Annotated in this window: 15 protein-coding genes and 7 pseudogenes; 13 read left to right on the top strand and 9 right to left on the bottom strand. The window is 69.9% G+C overall.

Annotated elements, in window-relative coordinates; all coding sequences use genetic code 11:
* Positions 1-2 precede the first annotated feature (2 nt).
* The 5 genes and pseudogenes from N4P33_RS02835 (at position 3) to N4P33_RS02815 (ending at position 2,656) form a co-directional block, all read left to right on the top strand.
* Positions 3-1,367: an APC family permease gene (locus tag N4P33_RS02835; RefSeq protein ID WP_260824534.1), complete on the top strand. Its 1,365-nt coding sequence runs from the start codon at positions 3-5 to the stop codon at positions 1,365-1,367.
* A gap of 23 nt (positions 1,368-1,390) precedes the next feature.
* Positions 1,391-1,656, top strand: a pseudogene (locus N4P33_RS02830) (DUF4235 domain-containing protein).
* Between the two features lie 92 nt (positions 1,657-1,748).
* The gene (locus N4P33_RS02825) at positions 1,749-2,021 is read left to right on the top strand and encodes a hypothetical protein (protein ID WP_260824533.1); all 273 of its coding nucleotides are present in this window, start codon (positions 1,749-1,751) and stop codon (positions 2,019-2,021) included.
* 250 nt (positions 2,022-2,271) lie between these two features.
* Positions 2,272-2,475, top strand: coding sequence for a cold-shock protein (locus N4P33_RS02820; protein ID WP_010982331.1), 204 nt, complete (start codon positions 2,272-2,274; stop codon positions 2,473-2,475).
* A 49-nt stretch (positions 2,476-2,524) separates the two neighbouring features.
* Positions 2,525-2,656 (top strand): hypothetical protein, encoded by a 132-nt coding sequence (locus N4P33_RS02815; RefSeq protein WP_260824532.1) that lies wholly within the window; start codon positions 2,525-2,527, stop codon positions 2,654-2,656.
* A gap of 397 nt (positions 2,657-3,053) precedes the next feature.
* Here the strand turns inward: N4P33_RS02815 and N4P33_RS02810 are convergent, their stop codons facing one another.
* The 3 genes from N4P33_RS02810 to N4P33_RS02800 all read right to left on the bottom strand — a co-directional run bounded on the left by N4P33_RS02810 (position 3,054) and on the right by N4P33_RS02800 (position 4,371).
* Positions 3,054-3,350, bottom strand: coding sequence for a hypothetical protein (locus N4P33_RS02810; RefSeq protein WP_260824531.1), 297 nt, complete (start codon positions 3,348-3,350; stop codon positions 3,054-3,056).
* Between the two features lie 348 nt (positions 3,351-3,698).
* Positions 3,699-4,052 carry a hypothetical protein gene (locus N4P33_RS02805; protein WP_260824530.1) on the bottom strand — a complete coding sequence of 118 codons (354 nt, stop codon included), beginning with the start codon at positions 4,050-4,052 and terminating at the stop codon, positions 3,699-3,701.
* A gap of 64 nt (positions 4,053-4,116) precedes the next feature.
* Positions 4,117-4,371 carry a hypothetical protein gene (locus N4P33_RS02800; RefSeq protein ID WP_260824529.1) on the bottom strand — a complete coding sequence of 85 codons (255 nt, stop codon included), beginning with the start codon at positions 4,369-4,371 and terminating at the stop codon, positions 4,117-4,119.
* A gap of 211 nt (positions 4,372-4,582) precedes the next feature.
* Between N4P33_RS02800 and N4P33_RS02795 the strand changes: the two are divergent.
* The 4 genes and pseudogenes from N4P33_RS02795 to N4P33_RS02780 all read left to right on the top strand — a co-directional run bounded on the left by N4P33_RS02795 (position 4,583) and on the right by N4P33_RS02780 (position 7,694).
* Positions 4,583-6,045 (top strand): annotated as a pseudogene (locus N4P33_RS02795) (NF041680 family putative transposase).
* A gap of 296 nt (positions 6,046-6,341) precedes the next feature.
* Positions 6,342-6,632, top strand: a pseudogene (locus N4P33_RS02790) (transposase); the annotation flags it as partial.
* Positions 6,633-6,903: 271 nt separating this feature from the next.
* Positions 6,904-7,122, top strand: a complete 219-nt coding sequence (locus tag N4P33_RS02785) for a hypothetical protein (RefSeq protein ID WP_260824528.1) — start codon at positions 6,904-6,906, stop codon at positions 7,120-7,122.
* Positions 7,122-7,694: a hypothetical protein gene (locus N4P33_RS02780; protein ID WP_260824527.1), complete on the top strand. Its 573-nt coding sequence runs from the start codon at positions 7,122-7,124 to the stop codon at positions 7,692-7,694. The genes N4P33_RS02785 and N4P33_RS02780 overlap by 1 nt, the downstream gene beginning before the upstream one ends.
* A 156-nt stretch (positions 7,695-7,850) precedes the next feature.
* Here N4P33_RS02780 and N4P33_RS02775 read toward each other — a convergent pair whose 3' ends face one another.
* On the bottom strand, positions 7,851-8,000 hold the full coding sequence (locus N4P33_RS02775; protein ID WP_260824526.1) for a hypothetical protein: 150 nt from the start codon (positions 7,998-8,000) through the stop codon (positions 7,851-7,853).
* A 50-nt stretch (positions 8,001-8,050) separates the two neighbouring features.
* Here N4P33_RS02775 and N4P33_RS02770 point away from each other — a divergent pair.
* A pseudogene (locus N4P33_RS02770) lies at positions 8,051-8,883 on the top strand (GNAT family N-acetyltransferase).
* A 368-nt stretch (positions 8,884-9,251) separates the two neighbouring features.
* Here the strand turns inward: N4P33_RS02770 and N4P33_RS02765 are convergent.
* The 4 genes and pseudogenes from N4P33_RS02765 to N4P33_RS02750 form a co-directional block, all read right to left on the bottom strand.
* Positions 9,252-9,662, bottom strand: coding sequence for a hypothetical protein (locus tag N4P33_RS02765; protein ID WP_399028289.1), 411 nt, complete (start codon positions 9,660-9,662; stop codon positions 9,252-9,254).
* Positions 9,663-9,739: 77 nt separating this feature from the next.
* The gene (locus N4P33_RS02760; protein WP_260824525.1) at positions 9,740-9,904 is read right to left on the bottom strand and encodes a DUF1275 domain-containing protein; all 165 of its coding nucleotides are present in this window, start codon (positions 9,902-9,904) and stop codon (positions 9,740-9,742) included.
* 153 nt (positions 9,905-10,057) lie between these two features.
* Positions 10,058-10,294: pseudogene (locus tag N4P33_RS02755) on the bottom strand (transposase); the annotation flags it as partial.
* A 16-nt stretch (positions 10,295-10,310) separates the two neighbouring features.
* A pseudogene (locus N4P33_RS02750) lies at positions 10,311-11,513 on the bottom strand (IS110 family transposase).
* Between N4P33_RS02750 and N4P33_RS02745 the strand changes: the two are divergent.
* On the top strand, positions 11,445-11,657 hold the full coding sequence (locus N4P33_RS02745; RefSeq protein ID WP_260824585.1) for a hypothetical protein: 213 nt from the start codon (positions 11,445-11,447) through the stop codon (positions 11,655-11,657). The pseudogene N4P33_RS02750 and the gene N4P33_RS02745 sit on opposite strands and share 69 nt — an antisense overlap.
* 679 nt (positions 11,658-12,336) lie before the next feature.
* Here the strand turns inward: N4P33_RS02745 and N4P33_RS02740 are convergent.
* Positions 12,337-12,996: a helix-turn-helix domain-containing protein gene (locus N4P33_RS02740; RefSeq protein WP_260824524.1), complete on the bottom strand. Its 660-nt coding sequence runs from the start codon at positions 12,994-12,996 to the stop codon at positions 12,337-12,339.
* 141 nt (positions 12,997-13,137) lie between these two features.
* Here N4P33_RS02740 and N4P33_RS02735 point away from each other — a divergent pair, with 141 nt between their 5' ends.
* Both N4P33_RS02735 and N4P33_RS02730 read left to right on the top strand, forming a co-directional pair.
* A complete protein-coding gene (locus N4P33_RS02735) occupies positions 13,138-14,124 on the top strand; it encodes an alpha/beta fold hydrolase (RefSeq protein ID WP_260824523.1) in 987 nt (328 codons plus the stop codon).
* 279 nt (positions 14,125-14,403) lie between these two features.
* Positions 14,404-14,627 (top strand): annotated as a pseudogene (locus N4P33_RS02730) (hypothetical protein); the annotation flags it as partial.

Raw genomic sequence — 14,627 nt, 5'->3', positions numbered from 1 at the left:
TTATGGAGAACACCCCCGCTCAGGGCCTGACCCGTGCGCTCACCCTCAGATCCGTCGTTCTGTTCGGCCTCGCCTACATGACCCCGATGATCGTGCTCGGCACCTTCGGCGTCGTGGCCGAGAGCACCGGTGGTGCCGTTCCCACCGCCTATCTGCTGGCCCTGCTCGCCATGCTGTTCACCGCGCACAGCTACGGGAAGATGGCCGCCGCCCACCCCGTGGCCGGCTCCGCGTACACCTATGTCCGCCGGGCCGTCGACTCCAGGGTCGGCTTCCTGGTCGGCTGGGCGACTCTGCTCGACTACTTCTTCCTGCCCATGGTCATCTGGCTGATCGGCGGGGCGTATCTCCAGGCCCAGTTCCCCGGCGTGCCGATCTGGGTGTGGATCGTCGGCTTCATCGTCCTGACCACTGCGCTCAATGTGCGGGGCATCAAGACGGCGGAGCGGGCCAATGATCTCCTCATGGCCTTCCAGGTGCTGGTGATCGGCATCTTCGTCGTCCTCTCCCTGCGCCACGTACTCCATGTCGGAGGTACCGGTGCGCTGGCCGGCACTGCACCGTTCGCCGATCACGCCACCACCCTGGCGGGCATCTCCGCAGGAGCCGCCATCGCGGCCTACTCCTTCCTCGGTTTCGACGCGGTCACCACCCTCACGGAGGAGACCATCGAGCCGAAGCGCACCATGCCCCGGGCCATCGTGCTGATCGCCCTGATCGGCGGTGGCATCTTCGTGACTGTCGCCTGGGCAACCCAGCTGGCACACCCCGGCAGCACCTTCGACGACCCCGACTCGGCCGCATTCGAGATCGCCAAGACCATCGGCGGTGACCTGTTCTCGTCGGTCTTCCTGGCCGGTCTCGTCGTCGCCCAGTTCGCCTCCGGCATCGCCGCCCAGGCCAGCACCTCCCGGCTGCTGTACGCCATGGGCCGCGACTCCGTTCTCCCGCGCCGTCTCTTCGGCCGCGTCCACCCCCGCTACCACACCCCCGCTCTCAACATCCTCCTCACCGGCGCCGTCGGCCTGATCGCCCTGAGCCTCAGCCTCGCGACCTCCACCTCCTTCATCAACTTCGGCGCCTTCGTCGCCTTCACCTTCGTCAACCTCGCCGTCATCGCCACTTACCTGCGCGAGCGCCGCGCGGGCCGCCGCCCCGGCCTGCTGGGCCACATGATCGCCCCCGTGATCGGTGCCGCGGTGGACGTCTGGCTCCTGGCCAACCTCGACAGCAAGGCCCTCACCCTCGGAGTCATCTGGCTCGCCCTCGGCATCTGTTATCTGGCCTACCTAACCCGTGGTTTCCGCACCCCTCCACCCGAGCTGACTTTCGAGGAAGAGCACGACACCCTCCTCAAACGGGTTTGAGTCCGCCCCGTGGGGTGAGCTGGTTGAAGGCATCGCAGATCGCCTACAAGCCGGTCGGTCTGGCCCTGGGAGCCGTCAGCGGCATGCTCGCCGGTGGCCTGTTCAAGCAGGCGTGGAAGGTGCTCGGCCACGACGAGGACGCACCGGACGCCACCGACGAGGAGCGCGCCTGGACAGAGGTGCTGCTCGCCGCCACCCTGCAGGGCGCGATCTTCGCCGGAGTCAAGGCCGCCGTCGACCGAGCCGGCGCCGCCGCCACCGCCGCCTGGCCGGCACCTGGCCCGGTTGACGTATGAGGATGAGCAAGGGCCGGTACGAAGCACGGATACCGGCCCTCTCATCGCCCCCGGTAAGTACTCTACGAAGGACGCCACCACAGTCATGTCCGATCAGCATGCGGCTACCGCGCTGACCGCCGCCGCAGTCATCGCCACGATCTTGGTTGCCCGTGCCGCCGTCCTGCGCCAAGGCGACCGAAGGCGTGTCGCGCGCGTAGCAAACCTCGTGCGCCGTCGCACCGCACCTCGCGCGGACAAGGCCGCGTCATCTGCGGCCGGGGTCGCGGACGCCTCCTCCTGCGCCGTGCGAGAAGCTGAGCAGTACATCCACCACTGCTGGCGGCAGTTGCAAACGCGCGCCGACCCATCCGAGTGACCCGCTCGTGGGCGCAGTCGGCGGTGCCCCGGCGCACGCACGCAGCGATCGGCGGGCGTGGCACGTGCGGGCGAGAGGGGCGTGGGCTTACGGTGTAGCGTCAGAGTCAGCTGTCATGGTTCCGAAGTACCGGTCGCCCGTGAGCGTGCGCACGGGCGTTTTTGCTGTTCAGAGTGTCTGAGGACCAAGGCGATCACCTCCGGTTCCCGCGCGGTGCAGGAACCGATTTCCAGTCCCCTTGGAGGGCAGTATGGCCAGCGGAACCGTCAAGTGGTTCAACTCGGAAAAGGGCTTCGGCTTCATCGAGCAGGACGGCGGAGGCCCCGACGTCTTCGCCCACTACTCCAACATCGCCAGCTCCGGCTTCCGTGAGCTCCAGGAAGGCCAGAAGGTGAACTTCGACGTCACCCAGGGCCAGAAGGGCCCCCAGGCGGAGAACATCACCCCCGCCTGAACGGCTTGACCCTCCACGGCACCCGCCCGTCACTTCTTGGGCGGGTGCCGTGCGCTCTGCAGCGGCAGAGCACCAGTTGCACCCCTGGCGGACGGTTGCCGTCGCGCGCTACAACCACATCCCCGACCTGCGCGAACTGCGCGCCGCAGGTGTTCCCCGCCAGATGGAGGCCAGCAACTGATGCGCCACTTCCGCGAGTCGATGCAGAACACCATGAGCCGGGGAAGCGGCGGACGGCGGGACTGTAGGGGCCTTCACCGCCCCCGAGATCCAGCCCCGGCAGATGCCGTCCGGGGAACGGTCACCGTGACCGTTCCCCGAACGCTTGCGCAAATCTCCCATTCCGGACTGGCGGCGCTTGAGCTGCTGGTACCGGGTTTAGAAGCAGGCACTTAGCTTGTTACTTAACCTCCGAGTTCGAACAGGGCGTCGTACGTCGTCACTCACCTGGGGATTCGCCGGACAGGCGGACGGCCCTCGCATGATCCTGCGTTCCGCCACGGAAACAGACTCATACGAAGGCCGCAGAGGTGAGTGTGCTGTACGACGATGCCCGGCGCGACGCGTTCGACTTCGCGTCACACTTCCGGGAGGACTTCTACGCGTGCCTGACCCGGCGCGGTGACACCCTGTTCGAGCTCACGGACGCGATGCTCCGCGGCCGCGGTGAGGACGTCCGGGTTCTCGTCGACGTCGGCGAGCGGGTCGGGCTCTGGATCGGCGCTGTCTGCTGCGGCCGGGTCGTCGGCGTACGGGTCGCTCTCCTCTCCGGCGGGAGTCTCCTCGCCCTGGTCGCCGCCCGTCTCGGCGCCCGAGGGGTTCTGGCCGGGGGAGGTGCTGACGCGCTGCATCTGCGCGCCGTCGACGTCCAACACCCAAGCGCTGTCGTAGCTGTACCGCCACACCTGACCGGTGGCGTCTCGGACCCAGCCGGTGAGGGTGCCGTCCGGCGCCCGGTCCAGCCAGGCCTCCTCACCGTCCTTGCCGGTGAACGCAGCGAAGGCGTTTGCCGGATCGGTCTCGTCGCCCTCGTCGTATGCGTCGCCCGCCCACGGGCGGGAGTCGTCGTGTGCGGGCGGCTGTATCTCACTGGCAGCGGGGATCGGGCGGGCCCGGCGGTGCCCCGGGTGCAGGCAGGGCAGCGGGCAGGGCCTGGATGGCGTAAGCGAAACGTGTGGTCACGTGGGTAGGTTGAAGGCCTCAACCCCCTTGCGTCTTCACCGCTACCGTCGGCGCCTCTCCTTGGCCAGCCGCTCAAGGCTCCGCGGCAAGTTGATCACGTACAGGCTGATCTGACCGAACTGTGCAACGACTGATCCCGCGATGAACCAAGCCATGATCGGGTGCTCTGGCCGGGTCGTGGCTGCCAACCACCAGATCAGGTAGGCAAAGGCGAGAAACTGCGCGAGCGCTAGAGAGCTGGACACCAACATGTACCTGCGCTCCGAGCCCTGCAGGCTGTAACCCGCGCCGGCCACGTCCAGCCAATAGGTTGCATGCCGTTGATAGTCGACCCGGGTGACCAAGGCCAGGACTGGGATCAGAGCCAACATCGCAACGGCGAACTGCTCGGTCATTACCAGGCGCATGGGTCCCCCTCGACTCTCTCTAGAGCGGACGTCGGGGGCGGACGCACGGTTGCTACCGGCCCAAAGTGCCCGCACGCGGGCGGTACTCGGTCAAGCGGGTGCGCTGGCGGAGCAGCGCGAGAACCGCGTGCGGATCGCCCGGGTCCAAATCGCGGCGGGGTCCGAGCGGGCCGAGTAGTACCGGCTTCCCGGTGTGCTGCTCGACCAGCGCCCGGATTCGCGCCGAGCCGATCACCGGCCGGTCGGCCTGGCCGGTGATCTCGACGTCGTACGGGCAACCGTCCTTGAGGACTCCGGTAGCCAACATGCGGGCCTCCTTCTATCGAGTGGCGAGCAGGCCAAGGAGGAACGCCCGAAGGTCGTCGTCCTCGTACCAGTCGCCGTTGAGCTTCTTTACCTCTGGCCTCGAACGTTGCCTCGTACAGGCTCGCTCGTCTGGGGATTCACCGGGCACGCTGACGGCCTTCGTATGACCATGCGTTCCACCACGGAATCACGTTCATACGAAGGCCGCAGAGGTGAGTGTGCTGGACCACGATGCCCGGCGGGATGCGTTCGACTTCACGTCCCACTTTCGGGAAGACCTGTTCGCGTGTCTGACCCGGCGCGGTGACGCGCTGTTCGAGCTCACGGACGCGATGCTGTGCGAGGACGGCCCGGTGACCTCGCCGGTCGACCTGACGCTGCTGGCAGAGCACCGGCGTGGGCACGGAGCGATGTACGACGCGCTCAACCAGGGCCGCATCGACGCAGACCGGTTGCGCAAGGCTCTGGCGATGCTGCCGCAGCCCAAGGCTGCCGACAACCGTCTGGTCCTGGCCGTCGATGTCTCCGCGTGGCTGCGCCCGGACGCGCCGACCAGCCCGGACCGTCTGTTCTGCCATGTTTACGGACGCTCGGGACGCTCCTCGGACCAGTTCATTCCTGGCTGGCCGTACTCGTTCGTGGCCGCGCTGGAGACGGGCCGCACCTCGTGGTGCCAGCTGCTCGACGCGGTCCGGCTCGGCCCCGACGACGACGTCGCCGAGGTCTCCGCCGCCCAGGTCCGCCGTGTTGTCACCGACCTGATCGACGGCGGCCAGTGGGAGGAGGGGGACCCGGACATCCTGGTCGTCTTCGACGCCGGCTACGACGCCCCGCGCATGGCCTACCTCCTTGACGGGTTCCCCATCGAGGTGCTCGGGCGGATGCGCTCGGACCGGGTGATGCGCCGTCCGGCACCCTCGCTCAAGGAGTACGCCCTGGCCTACCCTCAGGGCGGCAGGCCGCCGAAGCACGGCAAGGAGTTCCGCTTCGCCAAGCCCGACACCTGGGGCGAGCCCGACGCGGAGACCGTGCAGGTCACCGACCGCTACGGCACCGCACAGGCGATGGCCTGGGACCGGATCCATCCTCGCCTCACCACTCGTTCCGCATGGATCGACCACGACGGTGAACTCCCCGTCTCGAAGGCACGCTGATCCGACTGAAGGTCGACCACCTGCCCGGCGACCGTGACCCGTTGCCCTTGTGGCTGTGGTCCTCGAGGACCGGCATGACCAGCGAAGACGTCGATCTGTGCTGGCAGGCTTGCCTTCGTCGCTTCGATGTGGAACACACCTTCCGCTTTGAGAAACAGACGCTCGGCTGGACGCGTCCGCGACTCCGTACTCCCGACACGGCAGACCGGTGGACATGGATCGTCATCGCCGCGCACACCCAGCTCCGGCTCACTCGGCCACTCGCCGCAGATCTTCGCCGCCCCTGGGAGAAGCCGGCCGAGCCCGGCCGGCTCACCCCGGCCCGCGTCCGCCGAGGGTTCAGGAACATCCGCCCCCACCTGCACAATCCGGCCCGTGCGCCCAAACCGTCAACTCCAGGCCCAGGACGCCCACTTGGCTCCAAGAACCGGCGCCCCGCCACCCGCTACGACGTGGGCAAGACGACCAGACGGCCCGAGAGCATCGCAGAACGTAATCAACTCAAAGCTCGCAAACCATAAAAAACAAGCTGAGAGGTCGTTTCAAAAGCTACGTCTGCCCGGTCGGGGCGGGCGGGTATGAGGGAGTGCCTCCTGATATGCCGCGTTTTGGGGCCCGTGGCGCCTGGACATCCTCGGTTCCGCCCACAAGCCGTCGCGGGGGTGCTGGAGGCCGTGCATCTCGCCTTCCGCGAGCGGGGACGTGGTGCGGGAGACACACCGCTGTCGCCGGGGCGGGATGGCCGGTCCAGCATCCGGGCCGCGCAGGGGGGTAGGCGGCGGGCGGTGACCAGGGCGCGCCACCGCACCTCGACCTGCATCCGGCCGTGATCAAGCTGTGGTCCGACGCCTGGGCCGAGATTGTGCCCTTCCTCTCCTTCGACGTCGAGATCCGCAAGGTGATCTGTTCGACGAATGCGATCGAGAGCGTGAACGCCCGCATCCGCAGGGCCGTCCGGGCCCGCGGCCACTTCCCTTCGGAGGCCGCCGCGTTGAAGTGCGTCTACATGGCGCTGATGAGCCTGGACCCGACCGGCAAGGGCCGGCGCCGCTGGACGATGCGCTGGAAGGCCCCACTCAACGCCTTCCAGATCGCCTTCGACGGCCGCCTGACCCACACCGACATAACTCAACAACCACGATCCGCCGTTAAGTTGACACACCCCCACCGCGCCGGTCATCCACGACTCCTGGACCGGGAAGGCCAACGAGTCCCTCTTCAAGCCGTTCTACGAGGCCACCCGCACAGCACGCACCGAGCTCGTCCAGGCCGGCGGCGAGCCGTACAAGGCCTACAAGACACGGCTGTCCATCGCGCTGCGCCTGCTGTGGCCCAAACGCACCGAGCAGCGCTCGCCGTTCTGGCGGCCGGACTGGCGCATGAGCCTGGTCGCCGAGGCCTCCGTGCGCCACTGGAGCGTGGCCTTCCGGGCCGTCCAGGAAGGCCACACACTCATCGCGCTGCGCAACGTCGACGCGGCCGTCTTCTGGACGCCGGACAGCACGCCGCCCGCCACCTACCGGATCGGGACCGGCTTCGGCGAAGTGAAGGCCAAGTTCGTCCGGCCCGGCGAGATCATCCCCGAAGGTGACGACTGATGGCCGGACCCACCGGCCGCGGGGGCTCCCTGGGCGCCGCCCTGGGCGGCCTGCTGCGCTCCCAGGTCACCCCCCGCCACCGGCTGTCCTCCTACACCGCCAAGCACTGGCACGCCCAGCTCAGCCAGCTCACCGCAACCCACCGCGGTCACCAGGCCCTGGAGGACGCCGGCCTCCACGTCACCACCAGGACCCTGGTCAACTGGCTGTCGGACCCCGAGTACAACATCCGCCGCGGCCACCGCGACCTCATCCACACCGCCTACGAGAACGCCGCCGTCGTCCCCGCCGAACCGATCCCCGACCGCTTCAGGAGGGGACAGTTCGAGATCAGCGGCCTCGTCAAGACGGGCGACGACGAACGCGAGCGCGGCAACCGGCGGGCCGCTCCACTGCGCATCGACGGCAGCAGGGGCTACTGGGACGCGATCGAGGAACTCTGGCTGGCCGGCGAGCTCACCGACCAGGACTTCGAGGACCATTTCATCGACGACATCATCGTGGCGGACATCGGCGAAGGCACCGACGGATGGGAGTTCCCAGGCAGCGCTTACGCCGTCGAGCTTCGATGACACAGCCGGTCGCCGAAGTGGCCGAAGACGCCACCGCAACGGTCTGCGGTGGCTCGGGCCTGTGCGGGGAGGGTGCGGCGGACAAGGCTGACTCCCGTGAGCGGTAGGGGTGTTGGTGAGGATGAGCGAGCGGTGGGGTGGGGGTGGGGGCGCGGCTCAGGTGCTGAGGACGCGGGCGCGGCAGGCGGCCGGTGTGCCCCAGGCGGAGCGCAGCGCGCGGGACTTGCTCGACAGGGACATCAACAACTGACGCGTCGCCGCGATGTCGTCGTCGACGGAGTTGTGGCGCCTGGAGGTCCTGACCATCAGACGGAAAAGGCGTTGCGTCCGGGGCGTCCCGCCGGTTTCTTGGGCCCATGCCCTACACACTGCGTCCCGCCGAGCTCACCGACGCGCCCGCCGTCACCGAGCTGCTCAACCAGGTGGACGAGATCGAGATCGGCAGACCCGAGACCGATCTGCACACCGTCGAGGCCGACCTGAAGCATCCGGAGACCGACCTCGAGCGTGACTCCTGGCTGGTCTGGGACGAGGAACGCCTGGTCGCCTACGGGTTGCTGTGGGACGAGTCCGGCGGGGAGCGGATCGACATCGACCAGTACGTGCTGCCGGATCACCAGCGGGCGGCCGCGCGGATGCTGGAGGCCATGGAGCGCAGGGCGCTGGAGAAGGCCCGCGAGAACGGTGCCTCACGGGCCGTGGTGCATCTGCACGTCAATGTCGCGCCCACCCTGGACACCGATCTGCTCAGGGCGAGTAACTGGCGCGTGGTGCGGCGGTACCACGTCCTGCGCCGTGCCCTGGATCCGGCCCGAGGCATCTTTCGCCGATCACTTCGACTTCCAGCCCCGCGAGTACGATGCGTGGCTGCACGACGACGGCACCGACGGGCTGGACTGGTCGATGGTGTGGATCGTCTCCACCGATGATCTCGGGGACGTCGGACTCCTCCTCGCCCGCGACGACCGGAAGGCCATGGGATGGATCCGCAGCATCGGCGTCCTGCCCGGGGCCCGTGGCCGAGGGCTTGCTGCTGCGCCACGCCTTCGCGGTGTTCGCGACGCGGGGGCGTGACACCGTGGGGCTCGGCGTGGACACCGAGAACGCCACCGGGGCGCCTCGGCTGTACGACCGTCACGGAATGACCGTGCACTACGCCGTCGACACCTGGGAGACGGTCGTGAGCTGATACTGCCTGCCTGCCAGGGTGGTGGATGCCATGTCCGGCACGACCACGCAGGCGTCACCTCCGTCGTCCCTCCAGATCGGCGCCCTCGTTCGGCGTACCCGGCTCGGCTGCATCGAGGCGGGTCGGAACTGGATCATCACCATGCGCAGTCCTGCTCTGGCGGGGCAACCGGAGCGACTGGCGAAGCGGCCTCCTCGTCGCCTTCGACGGCTTCGACACTGTCGCCGCACTTGCCGACGTGCCGGACAGGACGCTGCTCGACGACCTCGCCCCGCTCGTCGAGGACGCGCGGAAGGCCGACGTGCCGGGGCCCGGCACGTCCGCGCGGAGCGGTCGATGAGCGGAAGACAAGGCGGTCGGGGTGACGCTCAGCGAGGACGACGACAGCGGCGCGCCCTCGGCGGTACGACGCTCGCGGTCACTGCAAGGAGCAGCACCACGGCGGCGATCACCAGCAGCGCTCGACCCGTGCCCAACGGCACCAGCAGCAGGGTGGCCAGCGCTCCACCGGCGACGATCCCCGCCACCGTCGCCGTCCACCGCGTCCGCGCCAGCCGCTGCTCAGCCGTCAATCCGCGCAGCACCGCTCCAGGACGCTTGAGCACGTCGTTGACGAGCTCGGCGATGGCGGTCTGGCTCAGCAGGGTCGGCATCCCCGGCATGTGCACGCGCAGCGCGGTGGAGGCGCGTACGCCCATCGCCAGCGCGACGAGCCCGACGCCCCCGAGATCGGACGTGTCACCGACGGCACCGGTGCCGTGCCGCACCAGGACCAGCACACCGCCGCACGCCAGCAGCGCCGCCTCTCCGAACAGCCCGAGCGGAAACCAGGCTTTCCCGCGATCCGCGAGCCACTTCAGCGCGACGGCCGCAACGGCCGCGCCACCGGTACGTCTCCTTCGCCCGCGAGGGCGAAGGACAGGAAGAGCACGTTACCGGTCGCCAGCGCGCAGAAGACGTGTCCCATGGTCAGAAAGCTGACGGCGTCGACGGCGCCCGCCAGCACGGTGAGCACGGTCATGACGACCGTCCGTCGGCCTTCGCTTGCGGGGGCGGAGGACGCTCCAGACATGTGACCAGGGTGAGTAGCGACACCGACGCGCCATTGCACCATCCCCGGGACACTCGGCTGAAGCCTACGCATGGGCTAGTAGGGCTTGGTGAGGTTCGGATACAAAAGCAGGCGCCCGTCGACGGCCGCGGAGGCACGGTCGGTGGCCAGGTGCACCGAGACGCCCATCTGACAGTCGGTGACTCTGCCCGTCGTGCCGGTGTACTGCCGGGTCACGCATGCCGAGGCGTCCCCGTCCTTGAGGAAGCCGGTGTCGTCGGTGATCAACGCCTTCGGACCGATCGTCTCGCGCATCCACCGGGCCAGACGCCCCCGCACATGGGCCGGACTCACGGGGGTGCCTCTATGTCTTTCGTCAAGCGGGGTGTGGGGTTCGGGGTGCGTAGAAGGTGCCGTCGCGGGGCATCGCGAACAGCACGTTGGTCCGCTGGCGGGCGAGGCGGAGAAGTGCCTGGGTGTGGGTCTTGCCGCGGGCTCGGCATTTGTCGTAGTAGGTGCGGGAGGCGGGGTCGTGCAGGGCGGCGAACGCGGACAGGAACATCGCGCGTTTGAGCTGCCGGTTGCCGCCTTTGGGTGTGTGTTCGCCGTGGATCGAGGTCCCCGAGGATTTGGTGGCCGGGGCGAGGCCGGGGTAGGAGGCGAAGTGGGCGGCGGTGGGGAAGCTGGTGCCGTCGCCGACGGTGGTCAGGAGGACTGCGGCGGTCCTGACGCCGATGCCGGGCATCGAGGTCAGGACCTGGGAAGGAGGGTGGGCCTCCAGCAGGGCGTCGGTCTGGGCTTGCAGTGCCCGGCGGTGTTCGTGGACGGCGGCGAGCGATTTGGCCGGCGACGGCACGATGACGTCCAGGGTGCCTGTGCCCGGGACGACGACGGTCTGTTCGTCGAGGGCGTCGAAGATGTTGTCGGCGAGCCGGGTGGCCATGCGCGGGGCGTTCGGCCGGATGACCTCGACGAGTGTGCGGCGGCCGGCCTTGCGCAGGGCGGCCGGGGATCCGTAGCGCTCCAGGAGCCAGGTGAGGGCGGGGTGGTCCAGGCGGGGGCCCAGGACGCGTTCGAGGCTGGGGTGGAACTGGGTGAGCAGGCTGCGGATGCGGTTGGAGGTGCGGTTGGCCTCGCCGGCCAGGTCCTGGTCGAAGCCGACCAGCATGGTCAGCTCGGCGGTGATCTCGTCGGCCAGTTCTGGGAGCGCAGGGTGTGGGGCATGGTGCGGGCGGCGTCGGCGATGACGGCCGCGTCGCGGGCGTCGGTCTTGGCCTCGCCGGGGGAGAGGTCGGCGATCCGGCGCATGGCGAGTCCGGGCAGGTGGGCGACCTTGCAGCCGGCGTCACGGGCGACGGTCAGCGGCAGGGCCCCGATGGAGGCGGGCTGGTCCACGATCACCAGGACGGTGCCGAACTTGGCCTTGAGCTTGTCGAAGACGGCCCGCAATTGCGGTTCGCCGTTCGGCAGGACCTGTGTAGAAGACCTTCTTCCCGGCCGGCGTGAGTCCGTGGCCGTGGTGGTTGCTCTTGCCGACGTCCAGGCCGAGGAAGACGCCCGTCTCGTCGATGTCGATCACCGTGCCCCCACATGCGTCGATGCCGTGCCGGCCTCGGCGGCGGGGCCGTTCGTGCGCATCCACGTTGTGCAGACCTGCCGCCCGCGAGTGGCCCGGCATTGCGCCGGGCAGGGCGGTGGCCGGACCTCCGATCAGCGTCTGTGACGGCACCCCTCGGGCCCGGTGACACCACCCCCCCCAGGTCATCCGTTCGACAGGGGGCAACAGGCATACCGGGCCCGGAGGCCAGCGGCCCTCGTGCAGGACCGCGAAGAAGCTAACGGGGTGGGCCGCCCGTGCAGTATGCCGGACGGCCGGGCCGCGGACAGGGCCTGCAGCACAGCCTGTGCCGCTGCTGCCTGCGCGGCCCTGGGCGTCGGGTGCACTGTCCCGGGGAAGGCCGACGGCCAGTGCGCCCGTCGGCGCAGAGGCTCACGTGGCGGATGGTCTGCGGACTTCGTGGCGGCCGGTGACGTCGGGCTCGGACTTCGTGGCGGCCGGTGACGTCGGGCTCGGACTTCGTGGCGGCTGGTGACGTCGGGCTCGGACTTCCTGGCAGCCGGCCGCCGGTTGCGAGGCACGCGGGGCTTGTGCGGTCGCGGACATCGTGCCGGCCTGCCCGGCCTGCCGTCCCGGCCTGCCGTCCCGGTCTGCCGTTCCGGCTTGCCGCGGCTGAGTCCTCGATCCATCCGTGAGCAGCCGGGGCTGCGTGCCATGGAGGAGGCCGGTCTGCTGCTGCCAGGCGTGGGCGAGGGCCACATGGGGGGAAGCCGTGGTGGTTGCGTGCGGCGAGGTGCCCTGCGGCGGCAGTCCCGCCTCGCCTGCGCCGGTCTGCGGGGCACTTTCATGGCTGTTCGCCTGGGCCGGTGCGGGGCGGATACGGCCACCGGCCTGCGTGGCCGGTGGCGGGTGGGGTGCGCGGCCGTGGGCGTTCGCCTTGTGGCCCGTACAGGATGAGGTATTCGACCGGACCGGAGGGGCTGGTGTTGGCCACCGCGTGCGGGGTGCGGGTGTCGAACTCGACGGTGTCTCCGGGCGTCAGGAAGAGGTCGTGGTCGCCGAGCGCGAGCCATAGCCGCCCGTACAGGACGCACAGCCATTCGTGGCCGTCGTGGGAGACCTGGCGGGGCCGCCGCGCGGGCGTTTCCTGGAGGGCGGGCAGGACGTGTTTGTGGGCGTGCAGCCCGCCGACGTACCGGGTGAGCGGCCACACCGCTTTGTCGTCGCCGAAGCTCAGCGGCGCCGCAGCGCGCGGCGCGGCCGGGGCCGCGGGGGTGGGTGGGGTGCCGGCGAGTTCGTCCAGGCGGACGCCGTACTGCTTGGACAGTTGCAGCAGCACGTGGAGGGTGGGTGTGCGGCGGCCGGTCTCGATCCGGGACAGGGTGCTGGCCGGGATGCCGGTCGCGCGGCTGACAGTGGTGAGCGTGGCGCCGTGCTGCTCGCGTGCGGCCCGCAGCCTGGGCCCCATCGCCGCCAGTGCGCTGTCCACGTCGTCGGCCGCCACCTTGTCCCGCTCCTTCTTCCCGCGCCCGTTGCACCACCCTGTCCTGCGAGTTTGCCAGCCTGGCACAGCTGATCGCGTCGGGAGGGTGCCGCGCCGCATGATCGAGGGGTAGCCGCGTCCGCCCGTACCGAGGAGAAGCCCATGCCTTCGACGCCGTCCTGCGGGTTTTGCCACCGCACCGTGAAGGGCCCGGCCGGGCGCCTGCACCTGGTCGAGCAGGGCACCGGCCCGCTGGTCCTGCTGGTGCACGGCTTCCCCGAGTCCTGGTACTCCTGGCGCCGGCAGCTCCCCGTCCTCGCCGCGGCCGGTTACCGGGCGGTGGCCGTCGACGTACGCGGTTACGGCCGCTCCACCACACCGCAGGCGGCCGACGCCTACCGGATGCTCGACCTGGTGGCAGACAACGTCGCCGTGGTGCGCGCCCTGGGCGAGGAGAGCGCGGTGGTCGTCGGCCACGACTGGGGTTCCAGCATCGCCGCCGCCTCCGCCCTGCTCCACCCCGAGGTGTTCCGCGCCGTCGGCCTGCTCAGCGTCCCCTACGCGCCGCCCGGCGGCCCCCGCCCCACCGAGGTCTTCGACCGGATCGGCGGCCCCGAGCAGGAGTTCTACGTCTCCTACTCCCAGCAGCCCGGCCGCGCCGAGGCGGAGATCGAGCCGGACGTGCGGGGCTGGCTGGCGGGCTTCTACGCGGCCCTGTCCGCCGGCACCATGCCGTCCGCCGGCGAGCCCGACCCGCATTTCGTCACCCCCGGCGGCCGGCTGCGCGACCGCTTCCCCACGAAGGTCCTGCCCGCCTGGCTGAGCGAGGACGACCTCGACGTCTACGCCGGGGAGTTCGAGCGCACAGGGCTCACCGGCGCGCTCAACCGTTACCGCAGCATGGACCGGGACTGGGAGGACCTCGCCCCCTACCGCGGAGCCCCGATCAAACAGCCGTCCCTGTTCATCGGCGGCGCCCTGGACGCCTCCACCACCTGGATGTCCGACGCCATCGACGCCTTTCCCACCACCCTGCCCGGCCTGTCGGCCTCCCACATCCTGGACGGCTGCGGCCACTGGATCCAGCAGGAACGCCCCGACGAGGTCAACCGCCTGCTGACCGGCTGGCTCGCCACCCTCCGGGACTGAACCGGCCCGGCCGCCGGGGTTCCTGATGCGGCGGGTGTGCCCGAGGGGCGTCGCGCACACGTGGCGGCCGGGTCCGTGAATCCGCCCCCGCCTGCCCCTGCTCGGCCCTGCCCCCGCCGCCGCGCGGCACCTCCCGGACGGTGCGCCCGGCCTGGCTCTGTTCACGACAGGTCCGGCAGCGAGTGTTCACCGGTTCCCGACAGCACGGAGCAGTCCGGAGATCGCCGGACGACGGTGGCCTGACGACACCTGCCAGACCTCGGCCCCAAGGTTGTGCCGGTGACCTTCACAAGGAAGCAGACGGCCGCGGACGCGGACCTGGCCGCCGTCGTGTCGGAGCTGGAGCAGGCCGTGGCCGCTCGCGACGGCGGCCGCACCGAGCGCGCGTTCGACGCGGCGATGAGTGGTCTGCGGTCGGCGACGGGCCCCGAATGCGTGCTGGCGGGACCCCGGCTGGCCGCGCTGCTCCCGGCCTTTCCGCCCACCGGCCCGCGCCCGACGCC

Source organism: Streptomyces sp. 15-116A, assembly GCF_025290915.1.
Classification (GTDB): Bacteria; Actinomycetota; Actinomycetes; order Streptomycetales; family Streptomycetaceae; genus Streptomyces.
The sequence above is the reverse complement of the archived record's forward strand: the minus strand, read 5'-3'. Positions and strand labels throughout refer to the sequence as shown.

Excerpts from the sequence above, each read along its gene's own strand:
- N4P33_RS02835 (WP_260824534.1), top strand. The coding sequence starts at position 3 with ATGGAGAACACCCCCGCTCAGGGCCTGACCCGTGCGCTCACCCTCAGA.
- N4P33_RS02805 (WP_260824530.1), bottom strand. The coding sequence starts at position 4,052 with ATGACCGAGCAGTTCGCCGTTGCGATGTTGGCTCTGATCCCAGTCCTG.
- N4P33_RS02735 (WP_260824523.1), top strand. The coding sequence starts at position 13,138 with ATGCCTTCGACGCCGTCCTGCGGGTTTTGCCACCGCACCGTGAAGGGC.
- N4P33_RS02780 (WP_260824527.1), top strand. The coding sequence starts at position 7,122 with ATGGCCGGACCCACCGGCCGCGGGGGCTCCCTGGGCGCCGCCCTGGGC.
- N4P33_RS02760 (WP_260824525.1), bottom strand. The coding sequence starts at position 9,904 with ATGACCGTGCTCACCGTGCTGGCGGGCGCCGTCGACGCCGTCAGCTTT.
- N4P33_RS02820 (WP_010982331.1), top strand. The coding sequence starts at position 2,272 with ATGGCCAGCGGAACCGTCAAGTGGTTCAACTCGGAAAAGGGCTTCGGC.
- N4P33_RS02800 (WP_260824529.1), bottom strand. The coding sequence starts at position 4,371 with ATGTTGGCTACCGGAGTCCTCAAGGACGGTTGCCCGTACGACGTCGAG.
- N4P33_RS02785 (WP_260824528.1), top strand. The coding sequence starts at position 6,904 with ATGAGCCTGGTCGCCGAGGCCTCCGTGCGCCACTGGAGCGTGGCCTTC.
- N4P33_RS02775 (WP_260824526.1), bottom strand. The coding sequence starts at position 8,000 with ATGGTCAGGACCTCCAGGCGCCACAACTCCGTCGACGACGACATCGCG.
- N4P33_RS02825 (WP_260824533.1), top strand. The coding sequence starts at position 1,749 with ATGTCCGATCAGCATGCGGCTACCGCGCTGACCGCCGCCGCAGTCATC.